The organism is Solidesulfovibrio sp. DCME, assembly GCF_049995385.1.
GTDB lineage: Bacteria > Desulfobacterota > Desulfovibrionia > Desulfovibrionales > Desulfovibrionaceae > Solidesulfovibrio.
On sequence record NZ_CP188261.1, the window covers coordinates 5,178,829 to 5,201,958 of the forward strand.

At 65.9% G+C, this 23,130-nt stretch carries 19 protein-coding genes; 18 read left to right on the top strand and 1 reads right to left on the bottom strand.

Annotated features, from left to right (window positions below; genetic code table 11):
* Nucleotides 1–98: 98 nt before the first annotated feature.
* On the bottom strand, nucleotides 99–437 hold the full coding sequence (locus ACP59X_RS22880) for a sll1863 family stress response protein (RefSeq protein ID WP_428563002.1): 339 nt from the start codon (nucleotides 435–437) through the stop codon (nucleotides 99–101).
* A gap of 730 nt (nucleotides 438–1,167) precedes the next feature.
* Here ACP59X_RS22880 and ACP59X_RS22885 point away from each other — a divergent pair.
* The 18 genes from ACP59X_RS22885 to ACP59X_RS22970 all read left to right on the top strand — a co-directional run bounded on the left by ACP59X_RS22885 (nucleotide 1,168) and on the right by ACP59X_RS22970 (nucleotide 23,129).
* Nucleotides 1,168–2,349: an iron-containing alcohol dehydrogenase gene (locus ACP59X_RS22885; protein WP_428563004.1), complete on the top strand. Its 1,182-nt coding sequence runs from the start codon at nucleotides 1,168–1,170 to the stop codon at nucleotides 2,347–2,349.
* Between the two features lie 504 nt (nucleotides 2,350–2,853).
* Nucleotides 2,854–3,414, top strand: coding sequence for a 4Fe-4S dicluster domain-containing protein (locus ACP59X_RS22890; RefSeq protein ID WP_428563006.1), 561 nt, complete (start codon nucleotides 2,854–2,856; stop codon nucleotides 3,412–3,414).
* Nucleotides 3,411–4,310 carry a CoB--CoM heterodisulfide reductase iron-sulfur subunit B family protein gene (locus ACP59X_RS22895; protein WP_428563008.1) on the top strand — a complete coding sequence of 300 codons (900 nt, stop codon included), beginning with the start codon at nucleotides 3,411–3,413 and terminating at the stop codon, nucleotides 4,308–4,310. Before ACP59X_RS22890 ends, ACP59X_RS22895 begins: the two co-directional genes overlap by 4 nt.
* A gap of 3 nt (nucleotides 4,311–4,313) precedes the next feature.
* Nucleotides 4,314–6,272: a 4Fe-4S binding protein gene (locus ACP59X_RS22900; RefSeq protein ID WP_428563010.1), complete on the top strand. Its 1,959-nt coding sequence runs from the start codon at nucleotides 4,314–4,316 to the stop codon at nucleotides 6,270–6,272.
* Entirely contained in the window at nucleotides 6,260–6,748 is a 489-nt protein-coding gene (locus ACP59X_RS22905; RefSeq protein ID WP_323429697.1) for a hydrogenase iron-sulfur subunit, read from the top strand. Before ACP59X_RS22900 ends, ACP59X_RS22905 begins: the two co-directional genes overlap by 13 nt.
* Nucleotides 6,735–7,706 carry a 4Fe-4S dicluster domain-containing protein gene (locus ACP59X_RS22910; protein ID WP_428563012.1) on the top strand — a complete coding sequence of 324 codons (972 nt, stop codon included), beginning with the start codon at nucleotides 6,735–6,737 and terminating at the stop codon, nucleotides 7,704–7,706. The genes ACP59X_RS22905 and ACP59X_RS22910 overlap by 14 nt, the downstream gene beginning before the upstream one ends.
* Nucleotides 7,706–8,761 carry a 4Fe-4S dicluster domain-containing protein gene (locus ACP59X_RS22915; RefSeq protein ID WP_428563014.1) on the top strand — a complete coding sequence of 352 codons (1,056 nt, stop codon included), beginning with the start codon at nucleotides 7,706–7,708 and terminating at the stop codon, nucleotides 8,759–8,761. The genes ACP59X_RS22910 and ACP59X_RS22915 overlap by 1 nt, the downstream gene beginning before the upstream one ends.
* Before the next feature lie 11 nt (nucleotides 8,762–8,772).
* Nucleotides 8,773–9,609: an FAD/NAD(P)-binding protein gene (locus ACP59X_RS22920; RefSeq protein ID WP_428563016.1), complete on the top strand. Its 837-nt coding sequence runs from the start codon at nucleotides 8,773–8,775 to the stop codon at nucleotides 9,607–9,609.
* 140 nt (nucleotides 9,610–9,749) lie between these two features.
* Complete coding sequence (locus tag ACP59X_RS22925) at nucleotides 9,750–10,241, top strand: ferritin-like domain-containing protein (RefSeq protein WP_428563018.1); 492 nt, start codon at nucleotides 9,750–9,752, stop codon at nucleotides 10,239–10,241.
* Nucleotides 10,242–10,352: 111 nt separating this feature from the next.
* Nucleotides 10,353–11,201 carry a hypothetical protein gene (locus ACP59X_RS22930; RefSeq protein ID WP_428563020.1) on the top strand — a complete coding sequence of 283 codons (849 nt, stop codon included), beginning with the start codon at nucleotides 10,353–10,355 and terminating at the stop codon, nucleotides 11,199–11,201.
* 26 nt (nucleotides 11,202–11,227) lie between these two features.
* Nucleotides 11,228–12,655, top strand: a complete 1,428-nt coding sequence (locus ACP59X_RS22935) for a two-component system sensor histidine kinase NtrB (RefSeq protein WP_428563022.1) — start codon at nucleotides 11,228–11,230, stop codon at nucleotides 12,653–12,655.
* Nucleotides 12,648–13,979: a sigma-54-dependent transcriptional regulator gene (locus ACP59X_RS22940; RefSeq protein WP_428563024.1), complete on the top strand. Its 1,332-nt coding sequence runs from the start codon at nucleotides 12,648–12,650 to the stop codon at nucleotides 13,977–13,979. The genes ACP59X_RS22935 and ACP59X_RS22940 overlap by 8 nt, the downstream gene beginning before the upstream one ends.
* Nucleotides 13,980–15,273: 1,294 nt before the next feature.
* Nucleotides 15,274–16,296 (top strand): molybdopterin-binding protein, encoded by a 1,023-nt coding sequence (locus ACP59X_RS22945; RefSeq protein WP_428563026.1) that lies wholly within the window; start codon nucleotides 15,274–15,276, stop codon nucleotides 16,294–16,296.
* A 138-nt stretch (nucleotides 16,297–16,434) separates the two neighbouring features.
* On the top strand, nucleotides 16,435–19,164 hold the full coding sequence (locus ACP59X_RS22950) for a molybdopterin-dependent aldehyde oxidoreductase (RefSeq protein WP_428563028.1): 2,730 nt from the start codon (nucleotides 16,435–16,437) through the stop codon (nucleotides 19,162–19,164).
* Between the two features lie 84 nt (nucleotides 19,165–19,248).
* A complete protein-coding gene (locus tag ACP59X_RS22955) occupies nucleotides 19,249–21,552 on the top strand; it encodes a pyridine nucleotide-disulfide oxidoreductase/dicluster-binding protein (RefSeq protein WP_428563030.1) in 2,304 nt (767 codons plus the stop codon).
* A 229-nt stretch (nucleotides 21,553–21,781) separates the two neighbouring features.
* Entirely contained in the window at nucleotides 21,782–21,997 is a 216-nt protein-coding gene (locus ACP59X_RS22960; RefSeq protein WP_428563032.1) for a DVU_1557 family redox protein, read from the top strand.
* Entirely contained in the window at nucleotides 21,997–22,689 is a 693-nt protein-coding gene (gene trsM / locus ACP59X_RS22965) for a DVU_1556 family methyltransferase (protein ID WP_428563034.1), read from the top strand. Before ACP59X_RS22960 ends, trsM begins: the two co-directional genes overlap by 1 nt.
* A complete protein-coding gene (locus ACP59X_RS22970; RefSeq protein ID WP_428563036.1) occupies nucleotides 22,686–23,129 on the top strand; it encodes a DVU_1555 family C-GCAxxG-C-C protein in 444 nt (147 codons plus the stop codon). Before trsM ends, ACP59X_RS22970 begins: the two co-directional genes overlap by 4 nt.
* The last annotated feature ends 1 nt before the right edge of the window (nucleotide 23,130 follow it).

The following is a 23,130-nucleotide window of genomic DNA, read 5'->3' on the forward strand; positions in this document are numbered from 1 at the left end:
TCGCCCCTGGGCCCCGAAACAACGGCCGGGCCGGGCCAGCTCCCTGCGGAACCGGCCCGGCCGGAAACACCCTGTCGGACGGCGAGAGGACGGTCAGATTATTGTTCCAGGCCCTTCTTGGCCGCCTCGTAGGCCTTGGCCAGGTTGTCCATGGCCGCGTCGTAGCCGGCCTTGAGTTCCTGGCCGGCATCCTGGCCGGCGGCCTTGAGGGCGTCGAGTTTGGCGGCGGCGGCGGCCCGCTTGGCCTTGAGGTCGTCCAGGGCCTTTTGGGCCTGGGCCTTGGCCTGGTCGGACATGGGTCCGGCCTTGGCCTGCAAGGCGTCGATATCCTTGTCCATGGCCGTGAGTTTGTTCGCCGCTTCCTGGCGAATCTGGTCGAGTTGCTCCTTGGTGTAGGCTGCCGTTTTCCCGGCTGCGTCCTTGATATCCTTCTTCACCTCTTGGGCCGTGGGGGCGGCAGCCTTGGTTTCGGCTTTCTTGTCTTCGGAGCCGCTGCATCCAAAAAACATTGCCGCAACGACAAGCAAGACCAAGGGGAGTGTATTGCGAATCCTTGCCATCATGTCCTCCTTCGTTTCTCGCCCATCCATTCGGGATTTGTAGAGCAGCATACCCGCTTTTTTTCCCGAGGCAACCCCGCGGCGTCCCCAAAACAGCCTTTCGGTGACCGGGGCCGCCGTCCACCGCCAGGCCCGCGGCCGGGTGCCTGGGTCGGTGTGGCAGGCCGGTGCCGGCGCGTCATTTCGACCCAGGACTGGCCCTGGAAGCGCCAAAATCGCAACATATTGAAATAAAACAAACTATTTTTGGGTCATTCTGTCCCAAAAGGGACAACCCGCCCCACCTCGATGCCCCTGTGACCTTTTTACCCAATCGCCGCGCCAGCGTGGGACAACTTGTCCATTTCGCCCCAACCCGCACGGCAGGCCGTTTTTTACCCAGCCCCTGCTCCGGCGTCGCCCTTTGGGACACACCCTGAAGCCCTCGGGACACCCAGACTGCCCCGCGGCCTTCCCAGGGATTACGCCAACATACTGAAATAATTGGACGACAAAAGTGGCCCGGGAATTGCTTCATAGGGGGAAGCGTTTACCCAAAAGCCGCAAGGAAATCAGGTTTGGGGTCCGTTCGCACAACCATAACCTTAACCCAAGTGAGGTTGGCACCATGATGATCACCGGTAACAATTATGGTTTCTTTATCCCCAGCGTTACCCAGATCGGCGTCGGCGCGGTGAAAATCTGCGGCGAGAAGATCAAGGCGCTGGGCGGCACCAAACCGCTGATCGTGACCGACAAAGGTATTGTGAAAGTCGGCGTCCTCAAGATGGTCACCGACGTCCTCGACGCCGAAGGCATGAAGTACGCGATCTTCGACGAGACCATCCCCAACCCCACTGACAAGAACGTTCACGACGCCGTTGATCTGTACAAGAAGGAAGGCTGCGACAGCCTGATCACCCTGGGCGGCGGCTCCTCCCACGACTGCGGCAAGGGCGTCGGCTTCGTCACCGCCAACGGCGGCAAGATCCACGACTTCGAAGGCGTCAACAAGTCCACCAAGCCCTTCCCGCCCTACGTGGCCATCAACACCACGGCCGGCACCGCCTCCGAAATGACCCGTTTCTGCATCATCACCGACCTGTCCCGCCACGTGAAGATGGCCATCGTCGACTGGCGCTGCACCCCGGGCGTCGCCATCGACGATCCGATCCTGATGATGGGCATGCCCCCCCGCCTGACCGCCGCCACCGGCATGGACGCCCTGACCCACGCCGTCGAGGCCTATGTGTCGACCATCGCCACCCCGATGACCGACGCCTGCGCCGAGAAGGCCATTGACCTGATCTTCAAGTTCCTGCCCCGCGCCGTGGCCAACGGGTCCGACCTGGAAGCCCGCGACATGATGTGCTACGCCGAGTACCTGGCCGGCATGGCCTTCAACAACGCCTCCCTCGGCCACGTGCATGCCATGGCGCACCAGCTGGGCGGCTTCTATGACCTGCCCCACGGCGAGTGCAACGCCATCCTGCTGCCCCACGTCGAGAAGTACAACCTGATCGCCTGCATCGACCGCCTGGCCGCCCTGGCCAAGCTGATCGGCGAGCCCGTCGCCGGCATGTCCAACCGCGCCGCCGCCGACGTGTTCCTGGATGCCATCCGCCGCATCTCCACCGACATCGGCATCCCGGCCGGCCTGGTCGAGATGGGCAAGTTCTACGGCAAGGAAGTCAAGGCTTCCGACATCCCGACCATGACCGGCAACGCCCAGAAGGACGCTTGCGGTTTCACCAACCCGCGCTGCCCGACCGACAAGGACGTGACCGGCATCTACACGGCCGCCCTGTAAGCAGAGCGACCGACGTGCTCAAAGGGGGCCTCCGGGCCCCCTTTGAGCATCAACGCCCCGGTGTCGGCCCGGCGGTCCGCCACGGCCGTCGGGGGATGGGCAAGCCGCACCGGGATTGTCGCGAGAATCGCTGGCGCGGCGGCGTCGAGGTGATGTGCGCCCCCTTGGCGCGAAACGGCAAGACGCGTCCCGGCCGGGCAAGGACGCGTTTTCCGCACCTGGCCCCCGAAAAGAGACCCGAAATACGTCCTTACGAAGTCCATTTATTACACATTTGTTCCAGATCGACACAAGCGACGACAAGGCGCAATTGCGAGCACAATTAAAAAATCTTTGAAATTATTGGAAAAAATCCTCCAGGCGCGACGCCCGGTCCGGGGTGGCAAAGCAATGACCGCCATGCTATCCACCTCGGACCGCGGCCGTCGTGTCCCCTGCCTCAGGCGTCAGGGCGAACCGCTTTTCATAGATTCAGTTTCTTTCACGTCAACCGGATAGGATCGTATGCAGACCATCAATTTCACCCGCGACTACGACGAGGATTTCGTTCACAGGGTGGAGGAAGCGTCCGGGCAGAAGATCAGCCTGTGCTACCAGTGCGGGAATTGCACGGCCGGCTGCCCGTACACCTTCGCCTACGACATCCCCGTCAGCCAAATCATGCGCCTGGTCCAGGCCGGGCAGAAAAAGACCGTACTGTCGTGCAAATCCATCTGGCTTTGCGCCACGTGCGAGTCCTGCACCACCCGTTGCCCCAACATGATCGACGTGGCCTGCGTCATGGACGTGCTGCGTCACATGGCCCGCCGCGAAGGCTACGCCGCCGTGCCGCAGGTCAAGACCTTCTGGGACAGCTTCCTGGATTCGGTCAAGGCCCACGGCCGCGTCTTCGAGCTGGGGCTCACCATCAACTACGTCATGCGCACGGGCCGCTTCTGGACCGACGTTGACCTTGGGCCGAAAATCTTCCCCAAGGGCAAGCTCTCCCTGAAGCCCCACGAAATCGCGGGCAAGGAGCACGTGGCCCGCATCTTCGAGCGTTTCGAGAGGGAGTCGAACTCATGAGCGAAGCCATTGCCTACTACCCGGGCTGCTCCGGCCTCGGCACGTCCAAGGAATACGACGCCTCCACCCGGGCCGTGTGCCGGGCGCTGGGGCTGTCCCTGGTGGACATCCCGGACTGGAGCTGCTGCGGTTCGACCCCGGCCCATACCAAGGACCACATCCTTTCCGCCGCCCTCTCGGCCCGCAACCTCCAGTTGGTCGCCGGCATGGGGCTGACCGCCGCCGCCACGCCCTGCCCGAGCTGCCTGACCAACCTGCGCACCGCCAACCACCGCATGGAAAAGGCCGAGAACGCCGAGAAGGTCAACAAGCTCCTCGACGACGCCTACGCCGGCGGCGTGGAAGCCATCTCCGTGCTCCAGGCCCTGGTGGAAAACATCGGCCTCGACGCGATCAAGGCCGCCGTGCGCACGCCGCTGTCCGGCCTGACGGTCGCCTGCTACTACGGCTGCATCATGAACCGGCCGCCCGAGCTCATGAAATTCGACGACTGCGAGAACCCCATGGCCATGGACAACATCCTGGCCGCCCTGGGCGCCACGGTGGTGCCCTTCCCGCTCAAGGTCGAATGCTGCGGCGCCTCCTACGGCATCCCGCGCCAGGACATCGTGGCCAAGCTCACCGGCAAGCTCCTGGACGCGGCCGTCTCCATCGGCGCGGACATGGTGGCCGTGGCCTGCCCGCTGTGCCAGATGAACCTCGATCTGCGCCAGGGACAGGTCAACCGGGCCCTGGGCAGCCACTTCCGCATCCCCGTGCCCTACTACACCCAGCTCATGGGCGTGGCCTTAAACGTGGCGGACGAGGAACTCGGTTTCGGCCAGCTGTGCATCGACCCGCGGCCCGTTTTGAACAAGGCCCTTTCGGGCGCGGACACCCAGGCGAAGGGGGCGTAGGCCATGCGAATCGGCGTTTTCATCTGCCACTGCGGCAGCAACATCGAAGGCACGGTGGACACCGCGACCGTGGCCAAGACATCCTTGGAATTCCCCGAGGTCGTCTACGCCACGGACACCATGTACGCCTGCTCGGAGCCCGGCCAGGACGGCATCATCCAGGCCATCAAGGACAAGAACCTCACCGGCGTGGTGGTGGCCTCCTGCACCCCGCGCATGCACGAGCCCACCTTCCGCCGGGCCGTGGAGCGCGCCGGTCTTAACCGCTACATGTTCGAAATGGCCAACATCCGGGAGCACGTCTCCTGGATCGGCAAGGACCGCGAGGCCAACACCAACAAGTCGTTGGACCTGGTGCGCATCGCCGTGGAAAAGCTGCGCCGCGACGCGCCGCTGGCCCCGAGCAAGTTCTCCATCAACAAGCGCGTGATGATCATCGGCGGCGGCGTGGCCGGCATCCAGGCGGCGCTGGACTGCGCCGACGGCGGCCTGCAAGTGGTCCTGGTCGAACGCGAGTCCTCCATCGGCGGCAAGATGGCCAAGCTCGACAAGACCTTCCCCACGGTCGACTGCTCGAGCTGCATCCTCGGCCCGAAAATGGTCGACGTGGCCCAGCACCCCAACATCACGCTGCACGCCTATTCCGAGGTCGACACCATCGGCGGCTACGTGGGCAACTTCCAGGTGCAGGTCAAGAAAAAGGCCACCTACGTCGATTGGACGCTGTGCACCGGCTGCGGCGCCTGCATGGAGAAGTGCCCGAGCAAGAAGAACCCCGACCGGTTCAACGAAAAGATCGGGCCCAGCACCTCCATCAACATCCCCTTCCCCCAGGCGATCCCCAAAAAGGCGGTCATCGACCCGACCACCTGCCGCCAGTTCGTCAAGGGCAAGTGCGGCGTGTGCGCCAAGGTCTGCCCGACCGGGGCCATCAAGTACGACATGGCCGACGAGATCGTGACCGAAGACGTGGGCGCCATCGTCGCGGCCACGGGCTACGACCTGTTCGACATCAGCAAGGTGACCGAGTACGGCGGCGGGCGCTACCCCGACGTCATCACCGGCCTGCAGTACGAACGGCTGCTGTCGGCCTCCGGCCCGACCGGCGGCCACATCAAGCGGCCTTCCGACGGCAAGGAGCCGAAAAACATCGTCTTCATCCAGTGCGTCGGCTCGCGCGACAAGTCCCTGGACCGGCCCTACTGCTCGGGCTTTTGCTGCATGTACACGGCCAAGCAGGCCATCCTGACCAAGGACCACATCCCCGACTCCCAGTCCTACGTTTTCTACATGGACATCCGCTCGCCGGGCAAGATGTACGACGAGTTCACCCGCCGGGCCATGGAAGAGTACGGGGCGCGCTACATCCGGGGCCGCGTGGCCATGGTCTACCCGAAAGACGGCAAGATGATCGTGCGCGGGGCGGACACCCTGGCCGGCACGCAGATGGAAATCGAGGCCGACCTGGTGGTCCTGGCCGCCGGCGCCGAAGCGGCCAAGGGCGCGCCGCAGCTGGCCGAGAAGCTGCGCATCTCCTACGACAAGTACGGCTTCTTCATGGAGAGCCACCCCAAGCTCAAGCCCGTGGAGACCAACACCGCCGGCGTGTATCTGGCCGGTTCCTGCCAGGGCCCCAAGGACATCCCGCAGTCCGTCGGCCAGGGCAGCGCCGCCGCGGCCAAGGTGCTGGCGCTGTTCTCCAAGGACCAGCTGGAAAGCGACCCGCAGATCTCGCGCGTGGACATCAAGCGCTGCGTCGGCTGCGGCAAGTGCATCCTCACCTGTCCGTTCAAGGCCATCAAAGAAGTGGAATTTAGGGGCCAGAAAAAGGCCGAGGTCATCGAGACGGTCTGCCAGGGTTGCGGGCTTTGCACCTCGACCTGCCCCCAGGGCGCCATCCAGCTCTCCCACTTCACGGACAACCAAATCCTCGCGGAGGTCAACGCCTTATGCCAGTCCTGACCGGCAAGGAACTGCGTATCGTCGGATTTCTGTGCAACTGGTGCTCGTACGGCGGCGCGGATACGGCGGGCGTGGGGCGGTTCAATCAGCCCACGGACCTGCGCATCATCCGCGTGCCCTGCTCCGGCCGCATCGATCCGCTTTTCATCGCCAAGACGCTGATTAACGGCGCCGACGGCGTGCTCGTTTCCGGCTGCCATCCCCGCGACTGCCACTACGCCGAAGGCAACTTCTACGCCCGGCGGCGCCTGGAAGTGCTCAAGCGCTTCCTGCCCATCCTCGGCATCGACCCGGGCCGTTTCGACTACACCTGGGTCTCGGCCTCGGAAGGCCAGCGTTGGCAGAAAGTGGTGACGGTTTTCACCGAACAGATTCACGCCCTGGGCCCCGCGCCGCGCTACGACGCCGTATCCGCGGACATGCTGGCCAAGGTGGCCGGAGCGCTCGGCCAAGGAGGCAACCGTGTCGCGGCTTGAGGAACTCAAAACCCGCATCAAGGAGGCCCTGCCCGGCCTTGAATGCGTCATCGGCTGGCAGAAGGGCTTCGACCCCCTCCACAACACGCCGCTGTTCATGCGCAGCGAAGCCGATGTGGACAAGCTGGAATGGGGGCCCTTAAACGTCCACAACCCGGCCGTCTACCTGCCCACCCTGGCGGGCAAGAAGGTCGGCATCGTGGTCAAGGGCTGCGACTCCCGTTCGGTGGTCGAGCTGCTCCAGGAAAACCTGATCAACCGCGACAACGTGGTCATCTTCGGCATGCCCTGCGAAGGGGTCATCGACCTGTCCAAGGTCAAGGCCAAGATCGCCGCCGCCGGCGCCAGCGCCGGAGCGGCCTCGGCCGTGACCACCGACGGCAAGACGGTTTCCGTCACCGCCGGCGGCCAGACCGTGGCCATGCCCCTGGCCGAGGTCCGGGCCGACAAGTGCGGCCGCTGCCAGTTCCCCAACGCGGTCCTGGCCGACACCTACGTGGGCTCCCCCATCGCCCCGACCGCCCCGGCCGCCACGGCCGACGCCGACCTGGCCGCCCTGGACGCCATGAGCGTACCCGAGCGCATGGCCTTCTGGCGCTACCACATGGAGCGCTGCATCCGCTGCTACGCCTGCCGCAACGCCTGCCCGATGTGCGTGTGCCGCGACCACTGCATCGCCCAGTCCCGCGAGCCCCACTGGCTGACCCAGGAAGACTCGGCCACGGAAAAACTCTTCTTCCAGGTGGTCCACGCCATGCACCTGGCCGGGCGCTGCACGGAGTGCGGCGAGTGCCAGCGGGCTTGCCCCATGGACATCCCGGTCCTGGCGCTCAAAAAGCACTTGAATCGTACCATCCACGACCTGTTCAGCTACCAGGCCGGCGTCGATCCGCAAGCGATCCCGCCGCTTCTGCAGTTCAAGCTCGAGGAAGACAACATCAAGGAGCGTAGCTGGTAATGGCCGCTGTCAAATATATCGCGAGCGAAAAGCTCCCCGATTGGCTCAAGTCCCTGGCCGAGAAAAGCCGGGTGCTCGTCCCTGTCGCGGAAGGCGGCGGCGTGGTCTTCCGGCCCTACGCGCCGGGCTGCCAGCCCGTCTTCGGTTCCGACGCCACCGCCCCGCCCAAGGGGTCCGTCTTCCCGGCCTGCCAGGAACTGTTCCGCTACGAGCGGGGCAAGGACGCCGAGGACCCGGGCAAGGGCACCCTCAAACTGCTCCCCTCGACCGAGGCCGAACCCACGGTCGTGTTCGGGGCCAAGCCCTGCGGCGCGCGCGGGTTTTTGATCTTCGACCGGGTCTACATGGGCGAGAAGTTCCCGGACCCCTATTACATCAACGCCCGCCAGGCCACGGCCTTCGTGACCATGGCCTGCTCCACCGCCAATGTGGAGAACACCTGCTTCTGCCACTGGGTCGGCTCGGGCCCGGCCGACGGCGCCGGCTCGGACGTGCTGCTCACGCCGGTGGCCGGCGGCTACACTGCCGAAGCCCTCACCGACAAGGGCGCGGCCCTGCTCGACAACCCCGCCCTGTCCGACGGCGCGGCCAAGGCCGGCGAGGCCGATTCCGTCAAGGCGGCCGCCCGCGAGGCCCTGGGCGAAGCCCCGGACATCGCCACCTCCCCGGCGGCGCTGCTGGCCGCCTTCGACGACATGGACTTCTGGCGCGACCAGTCGGACAAGTGCGTCAGCTGCGGCGCCTGCACCTACCTGTGCCCGACCTGCTACTGCTTCACCATCACCGACGAGCCCACGGGCCAGTCCGGGCGGCGCATGCGTTCCTGGGACGCCTGCATGCACTTCCAGTTCACCCTGGAGGCCTCGGGCCACAACCCCCGGCCGACCAAGGCCCATCGCCTCAAAAACCGCGTGGGGCACAAGTTCAGCTATTACCCGACCCTGCACGAGGGGATCGTCGCCTGCTGCGGCTGCGGCCGGTGCATCAAGAGCTGCCCGGTCTCGGTGGACATCCGCGAGATCGTGCAAAACGCCGTGGCCAGGGCCAAGGGCTAGAGGGCAAGACCATGACCGATCCGTTCAATCCCTATCTGCCGGAAGTGGCCACCGTCCTGGAGACCGTCCAGGAGACCCACAACATCAAGACCTTCCGGGTGCGCTTCGACGACGACGCCAAGATGGCCGCCTTCAAGTTCGAGCCCGGCCAGGTCGGCCAGCTGTCCGCCCCGGGCATCGGCGAATCCACCTTCGTCATCAACTCGCCCCCCACCCGCATGGACTACCTCCAGTTCTCGGTCATGCGGGCCGGCGAGGTGACCACCATGCTCCACGGCCTGTCCGCCGGCGACAAGGTCGGCGTGCGGGCGCCGCTCGGCAAGCCGTTCCCTTACGAAGCCATGAAGGGCAAGGACATCGTGTTCGTCGGCGGCGGCATCGGCATGGCCCCGCTGCGCACGCTGTTCCTGTACATGCTCGACAACCGGGCCGACTACGGCGACATCACGCTGCTGTACGGCGCGCGTTCGCCGGCGGACATGGCCTTCTCCTCCGAGCTGCCCGAGTGGACCAGCCGTAGCGACGTCAAGACGACGCTGACCATCGACCGCGAGGCCGAGGGCTGGGAGCACAAGGTTGGCCTGATCCCCAACGTCCTGCTGGAACTGGCGCCCAAGCCCGAAAACTGCGTGGCCATCACCTGCGGCCCGCCCATTATGATCAAGTTCACCCTGGAAGCGCTCAAGAAGCTCGAGTTCGCCGACGAGCAGATCTTCACCACGCTGGAAAAGCGCATGAAGTGCGGCATCGGCATCTGCGGGCGCTGCAACATCGGCTCGAGCTACGTCTGCGTGGACGGTCCGTGCTACTCGTACGCCGAATTGAAGGCCCTGCCCAACGAATTGTAACCGGAACGCGCGCATGGCGGCGAAGGCACGAAGCCAAGACGGGGGACGGTCGACATCCCTCATCCGGGGGGTCCGGGGGGGATGATCCCCCCCGGCCGCCGGAGGCCTCTTCACGCCAGCCCCACCTAACGGAGACGCATATGGCACAATTTTTTTCAGCCAGCGATATCGTCGGCACCGCCGTGGAAATCGAGCGCCGGGGCCGCAACGTCTACACCCAGGCCGCGGCCGCCGCGACCAATCCGGACGTCAAGCGGTTCCTGGAGTTCTTTGCCGGCGAGGAAGCCCGCCATCAGGCCATCTTCGAGGCCATGGCCGGGCGCATCGCCAAAATCGAAATCCCGGCCGGGAGCGATGAAGAGGAATACATGGACTACGTCCAGGCCCTGCTCGATTCCCACGCCCTTTTCTGCGGCGGCGCCCCGGAGAAGGACCTGGCCGACGCGGCCGACGCCATCGCGGCCATCGAACTGGCCAGCCGGTTCGAGAAGGACACCATCCTCTATTTCCGCGAGATGATGGACCTGCTGCCGCCGGCCGAATCCGGCATCGTCAAACAGTGCCTGGACGAGGAACGCGGCCACCTGCGCCAGCTGCGCGGCATGCTGGCCACCCTCAAACGCACGGCGTAACGCACGACAGCGGCGGGCCGCCTGCCACGGCGGCCCGCCTTTCGTTCACCGCCCGGTCCGTCCGATACGGGCGCGGACCGGGGCAACGGCGCAAGGCAGGGGGGAACCTCCATGTACCACGACGAAATCGGTTTCGACGCCATGCCCCTGGCCAACCCCTTCGACAACGACACCCGGCCCGGCCCGGCCGACGCTTTGGTGCGGGGCTTCTCCGGCCGCCTGGTGGAACTCCTCCTGGCCTCGGATCTTTTCGCCGCCCGCAATCCCGGCCCCCGGGTCCGGGTGGACGGCGTGCCCCTGGCCACCTGCGCCGAAGGCGCGGACATCCGCTACTGCGGCGAACGCCTGGACCAGGACGACCTGGACGCTTTTCTCGGCTGCGTCCTGCTGGCTTTCCGCGAATCCGGCAACGCCGGCGCGGCCCGTTTTCGCGTGCGCGACCTGACACGGGTGATTCGGCCCAAGGGACGCCGTTTCGACGCCAGGCGCCTGGAACGGTCGTTGTGGCGTTTGGCCGGGGCCCGCATCGAGATGGAGGAGGCGGCCGGCTGCCTGCGCATGCAGGCCAGGCTTTTCAACACCTTGCTGTGCGACCGCGTCGCCGGCATCTGCGCCGTGGACATCAATCCCCGTATCATGGAAGGCTTGCGCGGCGCGCCGGTGGTGGAGCGGCTGCTGGCCGTGCGGGCGCCGCTGGGGGCTGCCCCCTTCCCGCGCTGGCTGGCCGGCTTGCTGACCCATGGCCCGGCCTGCGTGCGCCTGGAGCTTTCCGCCCTGCGGCGGCTGTCGGGGCTCACGCGCCAGCCCATGCCGGCCTTCCGCCAGCGGGCCATCGCCGCCTTGCAGGATTTCCTGGACCTCGGCTATGTCGCCGCCATCGAACCGGCCGGCCCGGACAGGCTCGTGGCCCGGCGTCCCGTGGCCCGCGGCGAGGAGCCGGCCTGTCTGCTCCTGTCGTAATTCGTTTTCGTCCGGAGGACGACAGCATGGCCTCCCAGGATCACACGGAGCATCCCGCGCCAGGTGCGCCCCGCCCGCTGACGGGGGGAACCTGCCTCGTGACCGGGGCGCTTCGCGGCCTGCCGTTGCGTCGCCTGCCCCTGGACGTGGCCCGGGAGGGGCGCGAGTCCTTCATGATGCCCTCGCGCCTGCGGGCCTGCCCCTATCCGCCGATCCTGCTCGAGGTCCCGCCGGCCGAGGCCCCGCCCCAGCCCACGACGCTCGAGGACCTCATCGGCATCGAGCACAGCAAGCTCGGCTTTTACCAGGAACTACGCCAGAAGGTGCAGGAGCTGCGCGAGGCCCACGAGGAATCGGAGCTGCGCCGTCAGGAGATCGCCGCCATCCTCGACGGCATCACCGACATCATGATGGTGCTGACCAAGGATTTGCGCATCATCTCGGTCAACCACGTCTTCCACGAACTGTTCAGCGTGCCCCATCCCGAGGGCCAGCACTGCTACCGGCTTTTTCGCGACGCCAGCCGCCCCTGCCCCGAATGCCCGGCCCACCGGTCGTTTAAGTCCAACGCCGTGTGCCGCTGCATGGGCACCTTCAAGATCGGCGGCCTGGTCCGCCAGTTCGAAATGGTGGCCTCGCCCATCCACAACCCCGACAGCCCCGAGTCGCGCATCCTCATCTTCAAGCGCGACGTGACCATGGAGCAGGAATACCAGGCCAAGTACTACCAGGCCGAAAAGATGGCCACCATCGGCATGCTGGCCGCCGGAGTGGCCCACGAGATCAACAATCCCCTCACGGCCGTCTACGGCCTGGCCGAGGGCATCCGCCGGCGCCTGCCGGTCATCCGCGAGGCCGTGGAGGACCCCCTTTTTTCGGATGTGGCCGAATACACCGAGACCATCCTCATGGAATGCCGGCGCTGCCGCGACATCGTGCGTTCCATGCTCTCCTTTTCCCGGCCCCACACCCTGGCCTTCTCGCCGGTGTGCCTCAATGAAGTGGTCACGGACACCCTGAGCATCCTGCGCGGCCACCTGGAAGAGCGCGGCCAGCAGGGGCTGAGCCTCACCGTCAACCTCTTCCCCGACCTGCCCACCGTGCCCGGGGACGAGGCCCAGCTCAAGCAGGTCCTCCTCAACATCCTGGTCAATTCCATGGACGCCATCGACGGCCAGGGCGAGATCACCATCACCACCCATCCGGAAAACGACAACACCGTCAACCTTTCCGTGGAGGACACCGGCTGCGGCATCGCGCCGGAGCACATGGACAAGCTTTTCAACCCGTTTTTCACCACCAAGCCCGTGGGCAAGGGCATCGGCATCGGCCTTGCTGCCTGCTACGGCATCGTGCGCGAGCACCACGGCGTCATCGAGGTGGCCAGCGAAGTCGGCCTCGGCACGCATTTCACCGTGAAACTCCCCTTGGACAGCGGCCAATCCAGTGAATAATCCCTATTGCGTCCTCGTCGTCGACGACGAACCCTCCATCGGCAAGCTCCTGCTCAAGGAACTGACCACGCCGGCCCGCACGGTCCACGTGGCCGCCTGCGCCCGCGAAGCCCGGGAGCTCATGGCCAAAAACGAATACGAGGTGGCGGTCCTGGACATCCGCCTGCCCGATGCCAACGGTATCGAGCTCATGGTGGAGCTGCGCACCCGCCAGGAGGACCTGGAAACCATCCTCGTCACCGGCCACGGCGCCATCGACACCGCCGTGGAAGCCATGAAGCTCGGCGCCTTCGACTACGTGACCAAGCCGTTCAACCTGGCCGAACTGGAACTACTCATCGAACGGGCCTACCAGCGCACCTTCCTGCGCCGGGAGAACCGCCGGCTGCGCCATTTCCAGGGCCAGACCCCGCCGGTCAAACTGGTCGGCAACTCCCCGGCCATGAAACAGGTGCGCTACCTCATCGAAAAGGTCGCCCCGACCGAAGTGCCCGTGCTGATTACCGGCGAATCCGGCGCCGGCAAGGAGGTGGCGGCCCACCTCATCCAGTCGCTGTCCAAACGGGCGGACAAACCGTTTTTCATCAAAAACTGCGCCACGTTGCAAAAAGAACTAGCCCGCAGCGAGCTCTTTGGCCATCTGCGCGGCTCGTTTACCGGCGCGGTGGAAAACAGCGAGGGCTTCATGGCCTTCGCCAACAAGGGGACGCTGTTTCTCGACGAGATTGGCGAACTGCCCATCGAAGTCCAGGCGGCGCTGCTGCGGGTGCTCGAAAACAAGACCTATCGCCGGGTGGGCGAAAAGGAAGAACGCCGCGCCGACATCCGGCTCGTTTTCGCCACCAACCGCGAACTCGTCCGGGAAGTGGCCGAGGGCCGGTTCCACGAGGCGCTGTTTCACCGCATCAACGTCTTCAACATCGAAATGCCGTCCCTGCGCGAGCGCCGCGAGGACATTCCCCTGCTGGTGGAATTTTTCCTCTCGCGCCTGACCGCCGGGCAGGCGCCCTTCCGCATCTCCGACCGGGCCATGAAGTGCCTGACCAACTACGACTGGCCAGGCAACGTCCGGGAGCTGCGCAACGTCATGGAACGCTCCATCATCCTCTCGGAGAACAACCTCATCACCGAGCACGCCCTGCCGCGCGAGTTCCTGGAACCGGCCCGGGCCGAGGAGGAGATCCTGACCCTGGAGGCCAAGGAGAAGGAGCACATCGCCAAGGTGCTCAACTTCTACGACAACAACCGGTCCCTGGCCGCCGAGGCCCTGGGGATCTGCCGCAAGACGCTCTATCGCAAGATCCGGCAGTACAACCTTTTTTAGAGGTTTGTCCGAAGGGGACGCCAGTACCCATCGGGGCTTTGCCCCGTACCCCATCGGGGCTTCGCCCCGAACCCCATCGGGGCTTTGCCCCGAACCCCACCGGGGGGAATCATTCCCCCCGGTCCCCCCGGTCGGCTGTGGCGGGCGGAAGGTGCGTCGGTCACCGTAGGCGCGGGCGTGCGCGGCGCGAAGATGCGAGGCCGCAATGGCGCCTTTCGATGCCGTCGCTGCGCTCCAGGCTCGAAAGGCGCCATTCCGGCCTCGCCCAGCCGTCGGCCCTGCGGGCCGAGGTCTTGGATTTTTTGCCTTGGAAGCCTCTGCAACGGCAATGAAGGATTGAATTCTTACATGCGGCGCTTCGCCGCTGGCGCCCGTGGTCGCGGCAAGGGGCCTGCCGTGCTGGCCGGCTTTGCAGCCAGTGTCGGCAGGCCCCTTGCCGCGACCACCACGACCGACGCCCCGCCGCCCCCCACTCCCGACCGTATCTCCATCCGCCCCTGACGGGGTGGTCCAGGAGGGGATCATCCCCTCCTGGCCGCCGGAGGCATTCTTCCCGCCTCACCCGCACTCCCGCCCTTGTACGGGCCGTCCAGGCCTCCGGCCCCCACGCAGGGGCGGAAGGCGACGCTTTTACGCCATGGAAGGGATTGGCTTTCCGGACAGCATGAAGGGGAAACTGAAGCGGTCTATGCTTGAAGCAACATAAACAATAGCGTTCTCCTTTCTGTTTTCATTAATATAACACATTTTACTTTCGCCTTTCCCATGCGATTGGCGCATTATGACCCATCTTGTGCTACAAAGTGGTTCAAAATTTCTTTTCGATCTTTTCTAAAATAAAAACAGCATATTAACAAAATATCCGCCCTTCTGCCCGGCTTCGGGACACTGTCAGCGTGTCACACTGGCAGCCTGGCGCGCGTGACACTCGGTGTTTGCCCTCGCCGAAGCCCGGTTTTCCCGCCTCCTCGCCTTGGCCTGCTTCTTGCTGTGATTCTGGAACATGTGGCATCCAAAACGGCAAAATCAAGCATTTCTGGGAAAAATCACCTCATTGCCACGTAATGTTTCAGAGCCTGTGCCGCAACGAAATACGGCGTTTTTATGTTACCGCTAACACAAGAGCCGTTGCGGCATGCCGCCTCCATCAGGGGAAATGGCGTCGCATGGCCGACCATCCGCAGTAATAGGGCCCTCCAACGATCACGCTTTAAAAAAATCGTGACAGAGGATCCAGAAATCGTCACCCGGCGGCAATCCGGCCCGCCCATGTCCAGGCAAAGGAGCAGACCGCATGCGTAGCGTTCCCGTCGATCAGGCCCAAGGCATGGTCCTGTGCCACGACATCACCCGCATCGTCCCGGGCGAGGGCAAGGGTCCGGCCTTCCGCAAGGGGCACGTCATCGAGGCGGGCGACATTCCGACGCTGCTGCGCCTGGGCAAGGAGCACATCTACGTTTGGGATTTGGCCGAGGGGCTGGTCCACGAGGACGACGCCGCGGCGCGCATCGCCAAGGCCGTGGCCGGCCAGGGCACGACGCTGACCCAGCCCTGCGAGGGCCGCATCAACCTGCTGGCCGACCGCCGCGGGCTGCTCAAGATCAAGGCCGATGCCCTGCGCCGGCTCAATTCCATCGACGAGGTGACCATCGCCACCATCCACGGCGACATCGCGGTTTCCCCGGGCCAGATGCTGGCCGGCACGCGGGTGGTGCCGCTGGTGGTGGCCGCCGCCCGGCTGGAGGCGGTGGAGGCGGTTACGGCCGAAACCGGGCCGGTGGTTTCGGTCCTGCCGTTTCGGCCGCTTCGGGTGGGCGTGGTGACCACCGGCGGCGAGGTCTACCACGGCCGGATCAAGGACAAGTTCGGGCCGGTATTGCGCAAGAAGTTCGACGACCTGGGCTGTACGGTCTTCCGTCAGGTCATCGTGCCCGACGACCAGGACATGACCGTGCGGGCCATCCGACAGCTTTTGGCGGAAGGCGCCGAGATGATCGCGGTCACGGGCGGCATGTCCGTGGACCCCGACGACCTGTCCCCGTCGTCCATCCGGGCCGCCGGCGGCGAGGTGGTCACCTACGGCTCGCCCACTTTTCCCGGGGCCATGTTCATGCTGGCCGCCATCGGCGAGGTGCCGGTGGTCGGGCTACCCGGCTGCGTCATGTACCACAAGGCCAGCATCTTCGACCTGACGGTGCCGCGGCTGGTGGCCGGCGAAACGCTGGCCAAGGCCGACATCGTGGAACTGGGGCTGGGCGGGCTTTGCGCCATGTGTCCGGAATGCCGCTATCCGCTGTGCGGATTCGGCAAGCATTAGGCGTTACGCGACTGTTGGGTCGCTGTCAGGGGAAAATCCGCGCGAAGGGCGGCAACGGGCGCGACAAGGCGATGGCTCGGGTCCGCGTCGCGCGTCGGCGGAAACGATAAACTCTAACCCAGAAAACGGAGCAACCCCATGCTGGAAAAAATCCTCGTCGTGAACGGTTTTGAGCGCAAGCTCATCGTCGACCCGGATGCCTTCCTGTCCGACGTGCTGCGCAACCAGTTGCACCTCATCGGCACCAAGGTCGGTTGCGGTCAGGGCCAGTGCGGCGCCTGCTCGGTCATCATCGACGGCAAAGTGGTGCGCGCCTGCATCACCAAGATCCGCCGCCTGGCCGACTACGCGAGCGTCACCACCATCGAAGGGCTGGGCAACCAGGCCAACCTGCATCCGCTCCAGACCGCCTGGGTGGTCAACGGCGCGGCCCAGTGCGGTTTCTGCACCCCGGGCTTCATCATGTCCGCCAAGGGCCTGCTCGACACCAACCCCAAACCCACCCGCACCCAGGTCCGCGACTGGTTCCAGAAGCACAAGAACGTGTGCCGTTGCACCGGTTACATCCCCCTGGTCGACGCCGTCATGGACGCCGCCAAAGTGATGCGCGGCGAGATGACCCTGGACATCAACCACAACATGCCCGCCGACGGCAACATCTTCGGCTCCCGCGCCCCGCGCCCGACCGGCGTGGCCAAGGTCATGGGCCAGTGGCTGTTTGGCGACGACCAGAAGCTCATGCTGCCCCCGGACACGCTGCATCTGGCCATTGTGGAAGCGCGCGTCTCCCACGCCAACGTCAAGGGCGTGGACGCCTCCGAAGCCCTCAAGATGCCGGGCGTGCACAGCGTGATCACGGCCAAGGACGTCAAGGGCAAGAACCGCATCACCGGCCTGATCACCTTCCCCACCAACAAGGGTGACGGCTGGGATCGTCCGATCCTGTGCGACACCAAGGTGTTCCAGTACGGCGACGCCATCGCCCTGGTCGCGGCCGATACCGAGGCCAATGCCCGCGCCGCCGCCGAGAAGGTGAAGGTCGACCTGGAAGTCCTGCCGGCCTACATGAGCGCCCCGGCGGCCATGGCCGAAGACGCCATCGAAATCCATCCCGGCACCCCCAACACCTATTACGAGCAGAACCACGCCAAGGGCGCGGACGTCGCTCCCTTCTTCAACGACGCCAAGTACGAAGTCATGGGCGGCGACTACTACACCCAGCGCCAGCCCCACCTGCCCATCGAGCCGGACGTCGGCTTTGCCTATGTCAATGACGAAGGCAAGCTCGTCATCCACTCCAAGTCCATCGGCCTGTACCTGCACCTGTACATGATCGCCCCGGGCCTCGGCGTCGAGCCGGACAAGATGGTGCTCATCCAGAACCCCACCGGCGGCACCTTCGGCTACAAGTTCAGCCCGACCATGGAAGCCCTGGTCGGCGCCGCTGCCCTGGCCACCGGCAAGCCCTGCCACCTGCACTACAACTACGCCCAGCAGCAGTACTACACCGGCAAGCGCTCCCCGTTCTGGACCAAGGGCAAGATCGCGGTCGACAAGGCCACCAAGAAGATCGTGGCCTCCGAAATGGAATGGATCGTGGACCACGGCCCCTACTCCGAGTTCGGCGACCTGCTGACCCTGCGCGGCTCCCAGTACTGGATGGCCGGCTACGGCATCCCGAACATGCGCGCCAAGGGCTACTGCGTGGCCACCAACCACGGCTGGGGTTCGGCCTTCCGCGGCTACGGCTCGCCGGAGATCATGTTCCCCTCCGAGTCCCTCATGGACGAGATGGCCGAAAAGCTCGGCATGGATCCCCTGGAATTCCGGTATGTGAACGCGTACCGCCCGGGCGACACCACCCCGACCGACCAGGTTCCCGATTCCTGGACCCTGCCCGAGATGATCGAGATCCTGCGGCCCAAGTACAAGGAAGCCCTGGCCAACGCCAAGAAGAACTCCACTGCCACCCATAAAAAGGGCGTGGGCGTGGCCATCGGCATCTACGGTTCCGGCCTGGACGGCCCCGACTCCGCCGGCGCCGACGCCGAACTCAATGCCGACGGCACCGTCACCATCTTCAACACCTGGCAGGATCACGGCCAGGGCTCCGACGCCGGCACCCTGGGCTTCGCCCACGAGACCCTCAAGCCCCTGGGCCTGAAGGCTTGCCAGATCAAGCTCGTGCTCAACGACACCGCCAAGTGCCCCAACTCCGGCCCGGCCGGCGGTTCCCGCTCCAACGTCGTGGTCGGCCAGGCCATCATCAACGGCTGCAAGCAGCTCGTTGACGCCATGCGCAAGCCCGACGGCACCTTCCGCACCTACGACGAAATGGTCAAGGAAGGCATCAAGACCAAGTACAACGGCACCTGGACCGCCCCGGCCAAGGACTGCGACGGCAACGGCCTGGGCTCCCCGTTCTGCTGCTACATGTACGGCCTGTTCCTGGCCGAAGTGACCGTGGAACTGGCCACCGGCAAGACCCAGGTCGACAAGATGGTCATGGTCGAGGACATCGGCACCATCAACAACCGCCAGACCGTCGACGGCCAGAACTGGGGCGGCCTCGCCCAGGGCATCGGCCTGGCCCTGACCGAGGACTTCGAGGACATCAAGAAGCACTCGTCGCTGGCCGGCGCCGGTGTGCCCTACATCCACGACATCCCGGACGCCATGGAGCTGATCTACGTCGAGTCGCCGCGTGAGCACGGCCCCTACGGCAACTCCGGCGTCGGCGAAGTGCCGCTGTGCGGCCCGCACCCGGCCATCATCAACGCCATCTACAACGCCTGCGGCGTGCGCATCCGCCACCTGCCGGCCTACCCCGAAAAGGTTCTCGCCGGCCTCAAGGCCCTTGGCAAGTAACCCGAAGGGTTCTACCATCCGTTAAAACCGCGACGGGACGGGCGCATACCGCGTTCGTCCCGTCGTTTCCTCCGGAAGGTTCCCATGAATCAACAGGACCTGCGGACCATCGAAGCCCGGTGCATCGAGGAAGAACAGCCCAAATGCCAGGCCGCCTGTCCCATCCACGTGGACGTCCGGGCCTTTGCCGCCAAGATGGCCGCCGGCGATTTCACCGGCGCGCGCAAGATCCTCGATCGCACCATGCCCTTGCCGGGCATCCTGGCCCGCATCTGCGACCATCCCTGCGAGGCGGCCTGCATCCGCGAGCCCGTCGGCGGCCCCATCGCCGTGGGCGCCCTGGAACGGGCCTGCGCCCTGGCCACGTCCTCCGGCGGCAAGCCGCTGTGCATGCCGCAAAAGGGCAAGACCGTGGCCGCCCTGGGCGGTGACCTCAGCGCCCTGACCCTGGCCTGGGATCTGGCCAAGAAAGGCTTTTCCGTGACGCTTTACGTCGCCAGGCCGAGCGCCGGCGGCATTCTCCATGAAATTTCCCCCGACGTGCTGCCTCCGACCGTGCTGGCCGAAGACATCGAGACCCTCAAGCGCATGGGCGTGACCATCAAGACCGGCCAGACCGTGGATGCCGCCTTGCTCGCGGCCGTGCGCCGCGACTGCAACGCCGTCTACGTGGAATGCGCCAAGGATGCCAATCCCCTGGGCGTTTCCCGTGCTGACGTCGATCCGGTGACCCTGGGCGGCGGCGAGGAAGGCGTTTTCTACGGCGGCTGGCCCGCCGCCGACGGCTCCCGCTCCATCATGGGGCTCGTGGCCGACGGCCGACGCGCCGCCACTTCCATCGACCGGCTCCTGACCGGCTCGACGCTCACCGCCAGCCGGGAAAAGGAAGGGGCCTGCGCCACCCGCACCTACACGAATCTCGAGGGCATCCCCGCCGTGCCCCGCCGCGATCCGGCCGACGCCGTGGCCGGCTTCGCCCCGGAAGACGCCAAGGCCGAGGCGGCCCGCTGCCTCAAGTGCGACTGCATGGAGTGCGTGAAAGTCTGCGAGTACCTCAAGCACTACAAGGGCTATCCCAAACTCTACGCCCGCCAGATCTACAACAACCTGTCGATTGTCCTCGGCAACCATTCCATGAACAAGATGATCGACTCGTGCACCCTGTGCGGGCTGTGCACCGAGGTCTGCCCCGAGGACTTCTCCATGGCCGAGCTGTGCCTGGACTCGCGCCGCGACATGGTCAAACGCGGCAAGATGCCCCCGGCCGCCCACGAATTCGCCCTGGAGGACATGGCTTTTTCCAACGGCCCGGATTTCGCGCTCCTTCGCACCGAACCTGGCCAGGCGTCCTGCGCCCACCTCTTTTTCCCGGGCTGCCAGCTCGGCGGCGAGCCCGATGGCCGCATCCCTGAGGCCTACGCTTTCCTTCGCGGCAAACTGACCGGCGGCGTGGGGCTTGCCCTGGGCTGCTGCGGTGCGCCGGCCCTGTGGGCCGGTCGGCAGGCCCTGTTCGAGGAGGTCGTGGCCGCGTTTACGGCCCAATGGGAGGGCCTCGGCAAGCCCCGGCTCGTGACCGCCTGCGCCTCCTGCCTGTCCGTCTTTCGCCAGGCCGCGCCGGACATCCCGGCCGTGTCGCTGTGGCAGGTCATAAACGACGAAACCGGCCTGCCCGAAGCGGCCGGCTTCACCCCGGCCGCCCCGCTGGCCGTCCACGACTCCTGCACCTCGCGCCACGACGCCGCCACCCAGGCCGCCATCCGCGACGTGCTCCAAAAACGCGGCGTGCCCTTCGAGGAACTGCCCCTTTCCGGCCGCTACACCGAATGCTGTGGCTTCGGCGGCCTGGTCGGCAACGCCCATCCCGAGCTGGCCAAGGCCGTGACCGAACGACGGGCCGCCGCCTCGGACAGGGACTTCCTGGCCACCTGTGCCATGTGCCGTGACCGGCTGGCCCATGTGGGCAAGCGGGCCTACCACCTGCTCGACCTGCTGTTTCCGGCCAAGGAGGGAGTCGACCCGGCCACGCGGCCCGATCCCGGCTTTTCCATGCGCCACGAGACCCGGGCCCGGCTGCGCCGGGACCTGCTGGCCACGGTCTGGAACGAACCCGTCGACCCCAAGGCGCCGGCCGGGCCGGATTTCACGGTCAGCCCGGAAGTGCGCGCCCTCATGGAAGCGCGCCACATCCTCGACGACGACGTCAAACGCGTGCTGGCCCATGCCGAAACCACCGGCCGCAAGTTCAAAAATCGCGAAAACGGCCACTTCCTGGCCAGCTTCACGCCCCATCGCGTCACCTACTGGGTGGAATACGCCATGGAAGGCCCGACCGCCCGGGTCTTCACCGCCTACAGCCACCGCATGACCGTCGCCGGCGTGGGGAAGTAGGAAGAGGGGAAGAAAAGAAGGGAAGAGAAGAGAAGATGAAGATGCCTCCGGCGGCCGGGGGGGATAATCCCCCCCGGACCCCCTTGAGGGGGGTACGATGGGGGCCTTAACACGTGTGACGAACACGAAATCGAACAACCCGTAAAGGGGGACCGGGGGGGATTATCCCCCCCGGTGGGGTGGTGCAGGAGGGGCAACGCCCCTCCTGCCCGCCGGAGGCACATCCCGTATGAACGATTCGCTCGTCTATTTGCCGCAGTCTGGCGACTGGGTTTGCGCCTCGTGCGACGGGCCGTTTGAACCCTCGCCCACGGCCGTCAACTACCTCGAAGGCGGCTTCACCATCACCATCCTGGCCTGCCCCAAATGCGGCCTGTCGCTTCTGCCCGAGTACGTGGCCGTGGGCAAAATGCTCGAGGTGGAGCAGCTTTTGGAGGACAAGTAGTGACGCAGCCGGCCGCGCCGTACGAACGGGCGGATTTCCGTTGCGTGGCCGGCGACGCCCTGCGCCCCGGCGGCTTGGCCCTCACCGAGCGGGCCTTGGGCGTGTGCCGCTTCGCGCCGGGCGCCAAAGTCCTCGACCTCGGCTGCGGACCGGGCCTGACCCTGGGGCGGCTGACCGAGGCCGGCCTTTGCGCCGTGGGGCTCGATCCTTCGTCGGCCTTTACGGCCGAGGCCGCGGCCAGGGGCCGTGTCGTGCGCGGCCGCGGCCAGGCCCTGCCCCTGCGCGACGGCTGCCTGGACGGCGTTTTCTGCGAATGCGTGCTGTCGGCCACGGGCGACGCGACGGCCTGCCTGAACGCCATCGTGCGCGTGCTGCGCCCGGGCGGCCGGCTGGTCGTTTCCGACCTGTACCGGCGCGCCGGCGAGGCGGCGGGGCCTCAGGCGTCCGGGTGCCTGGCCGGGGCCGTCCCCCGCGAGGCCCTGGTGGAAGCGCTTGCCCGGGCTGGGCTGGCCATCCGTTTGTTCGAGGACCACACCCGGCTTTTGACCGAGCTGGCCTGCCGGCTGACCTTCGCCCTGGGCTCGGCCAAAAGCGTCATCGCCATGCTCACGGGCCGCGATCCGGCTTGCGCCGGCGGACCACGCCCGCGCCTGGGCTATTGCCTGATCGTCGCCGCCAAGGAGACGCCATGAACCCCACCATGCTCGAAATCATGCCCCTGGCCGCGAAAAACTACTGTTGCAGCCAGATCCTCATGCTTTTGGCCCTGCAGGCCCAGGGCGTCGAAAACTGGGAGCTCGTACGAGCCACCTCGGGCGTGTGCCACGGCATGGGCGCCTCGGGCCAGACCTGCGGCATCCTCACCGGCGGCTGCCTGGTGCTCGGCCTCTACGTCGGCCGGGGCCGCGAGGAGGAACTGCCCAACGACCAGGCGGACCTTCTCGTCACGGAATACGTGGACTGGTTCACCGAACGGGTCACCCCGGCCTACGGCGGCATCACCTGCCAGGCCATCCTCGGCGACGGCAAGCCCGACGTCACCCGGTGCGGCGGCCTTCTGGCCGACGCCTGGACCCAGCTTTTGACCATCTTGGCCGAAGCCGGTATCGACCCGTCGCAGCCCAGGGATTGAC

Excerpts from the sequence above, each read along its gene's own strand:
- ACP59X_RS22915 (WP_428563014.1), top strand. The coding sequence starts at position 7,706 with ATGGCCGCTGTCAAATATATCGCGAGCGAAAAGCTCCCCGATTGGCTC.
- ACP59X_RS22930 (WP_428563020.1), top strand. The coding sequence starts at position 10,353 with ATGTACCACGACGAAATCGGTTTCGACGCCATGCCCCTGGCCAACCCC.
- ACP59X_RS22890 (WP_428563006.1), top strand. The coding sequence starts at position 2,854 with ATGCAGACCATCAATTTCACCCGCGACTACGACGAGGATTTCGTTCAC.
- ACP59X_RS22925 (WP_428563018.1), top strand. The coding sequence starts at position 9,750 with ATGGCACAATTTTTTTCAGCCAGCGATATCGTCGGCACCGCCGTGGAA.
- ACP59X_RS22945 (WP_428563026.1), top strand. The coding sequence starts at position 15,274 with ATGCGTAGCGTTCCCGTCGATCAGGCCCAAGGCATGGTCCTGTGCCAC.
- ACP59X_RS22970 (WP_428563036.1), top strand. The coding sequence starts at position 22,686 with ATGAACCCCACCATGCTCGAAATCATGCCCCTGGCCGCGAAAAACTAC.
- ACP59X_RS22900 (WP_428563010.1), top strand. The coding sequence starts at position 4,314 with ATGCGAATCGGCGTTTTCATCTGCCACTGCGGCAGCAACATCGAAGGC.
- ACP59X_RS22885 (WP_428563004.1), top strand. The coding sequence starts at position 1,168 with ATGATGATCACCGGTAACAATTATGGTTTCTTTATCCCCAGCGTTACC.
- ACP59X_RS22955 (WP_428563030.1), top strand. The coding sequence starts at position 19,249 with ATGAATCAACAGGACCTGCGGACCATCGAAGCCCGGTGCATCGAGGAA.
- ACP59X_RS22905 (WP_323429697.1), top strand. The coding sequence starts at position 6,260 with ATGCCAGTCCTGACCGGCAAGGAACTGCGTATCGTCGGATTTCTGTGC.
- ACP59X_RS22950 (WP_428563028.1), top strand. The coding sequence starts at position 16,435 with ATGCTGGAAAAAATCCTCGTCGTGAACGGTTTTGAGCGCAAGCTCATC.
- ACP59X_RS22960 (WP_428563032.1), top strand. The coding sequence starts at position 21,782 with ATGAACGATTCGCTCGTCTATTTGCCGCAGTCTGGCGACTGGGTTTGC.
- ACP59X_RS22935 (WP_428563022.1), top strand. The coding sequence starts at position 11,228 with ATGGCCTCCCAGGATCACACGGAGCATCCCGCGCCAGGTGCGCCCCGC.
- ACP59X_RS22895 (WP_428563008.1), top strand. The coding sequence starts at position 3,411 with ATGAGCGAAGCCATTGCCTACTACCCGGGCTGCTCCGGCCTCGGCACG.
- ACP59X_RS22920 (WP_428563016.1), top strand. The coding sequence starts at position 8,773 with ATGACCGATCCGTTCAATCCCTATCTGCCGGAAGTGGCCACCGTCCTG.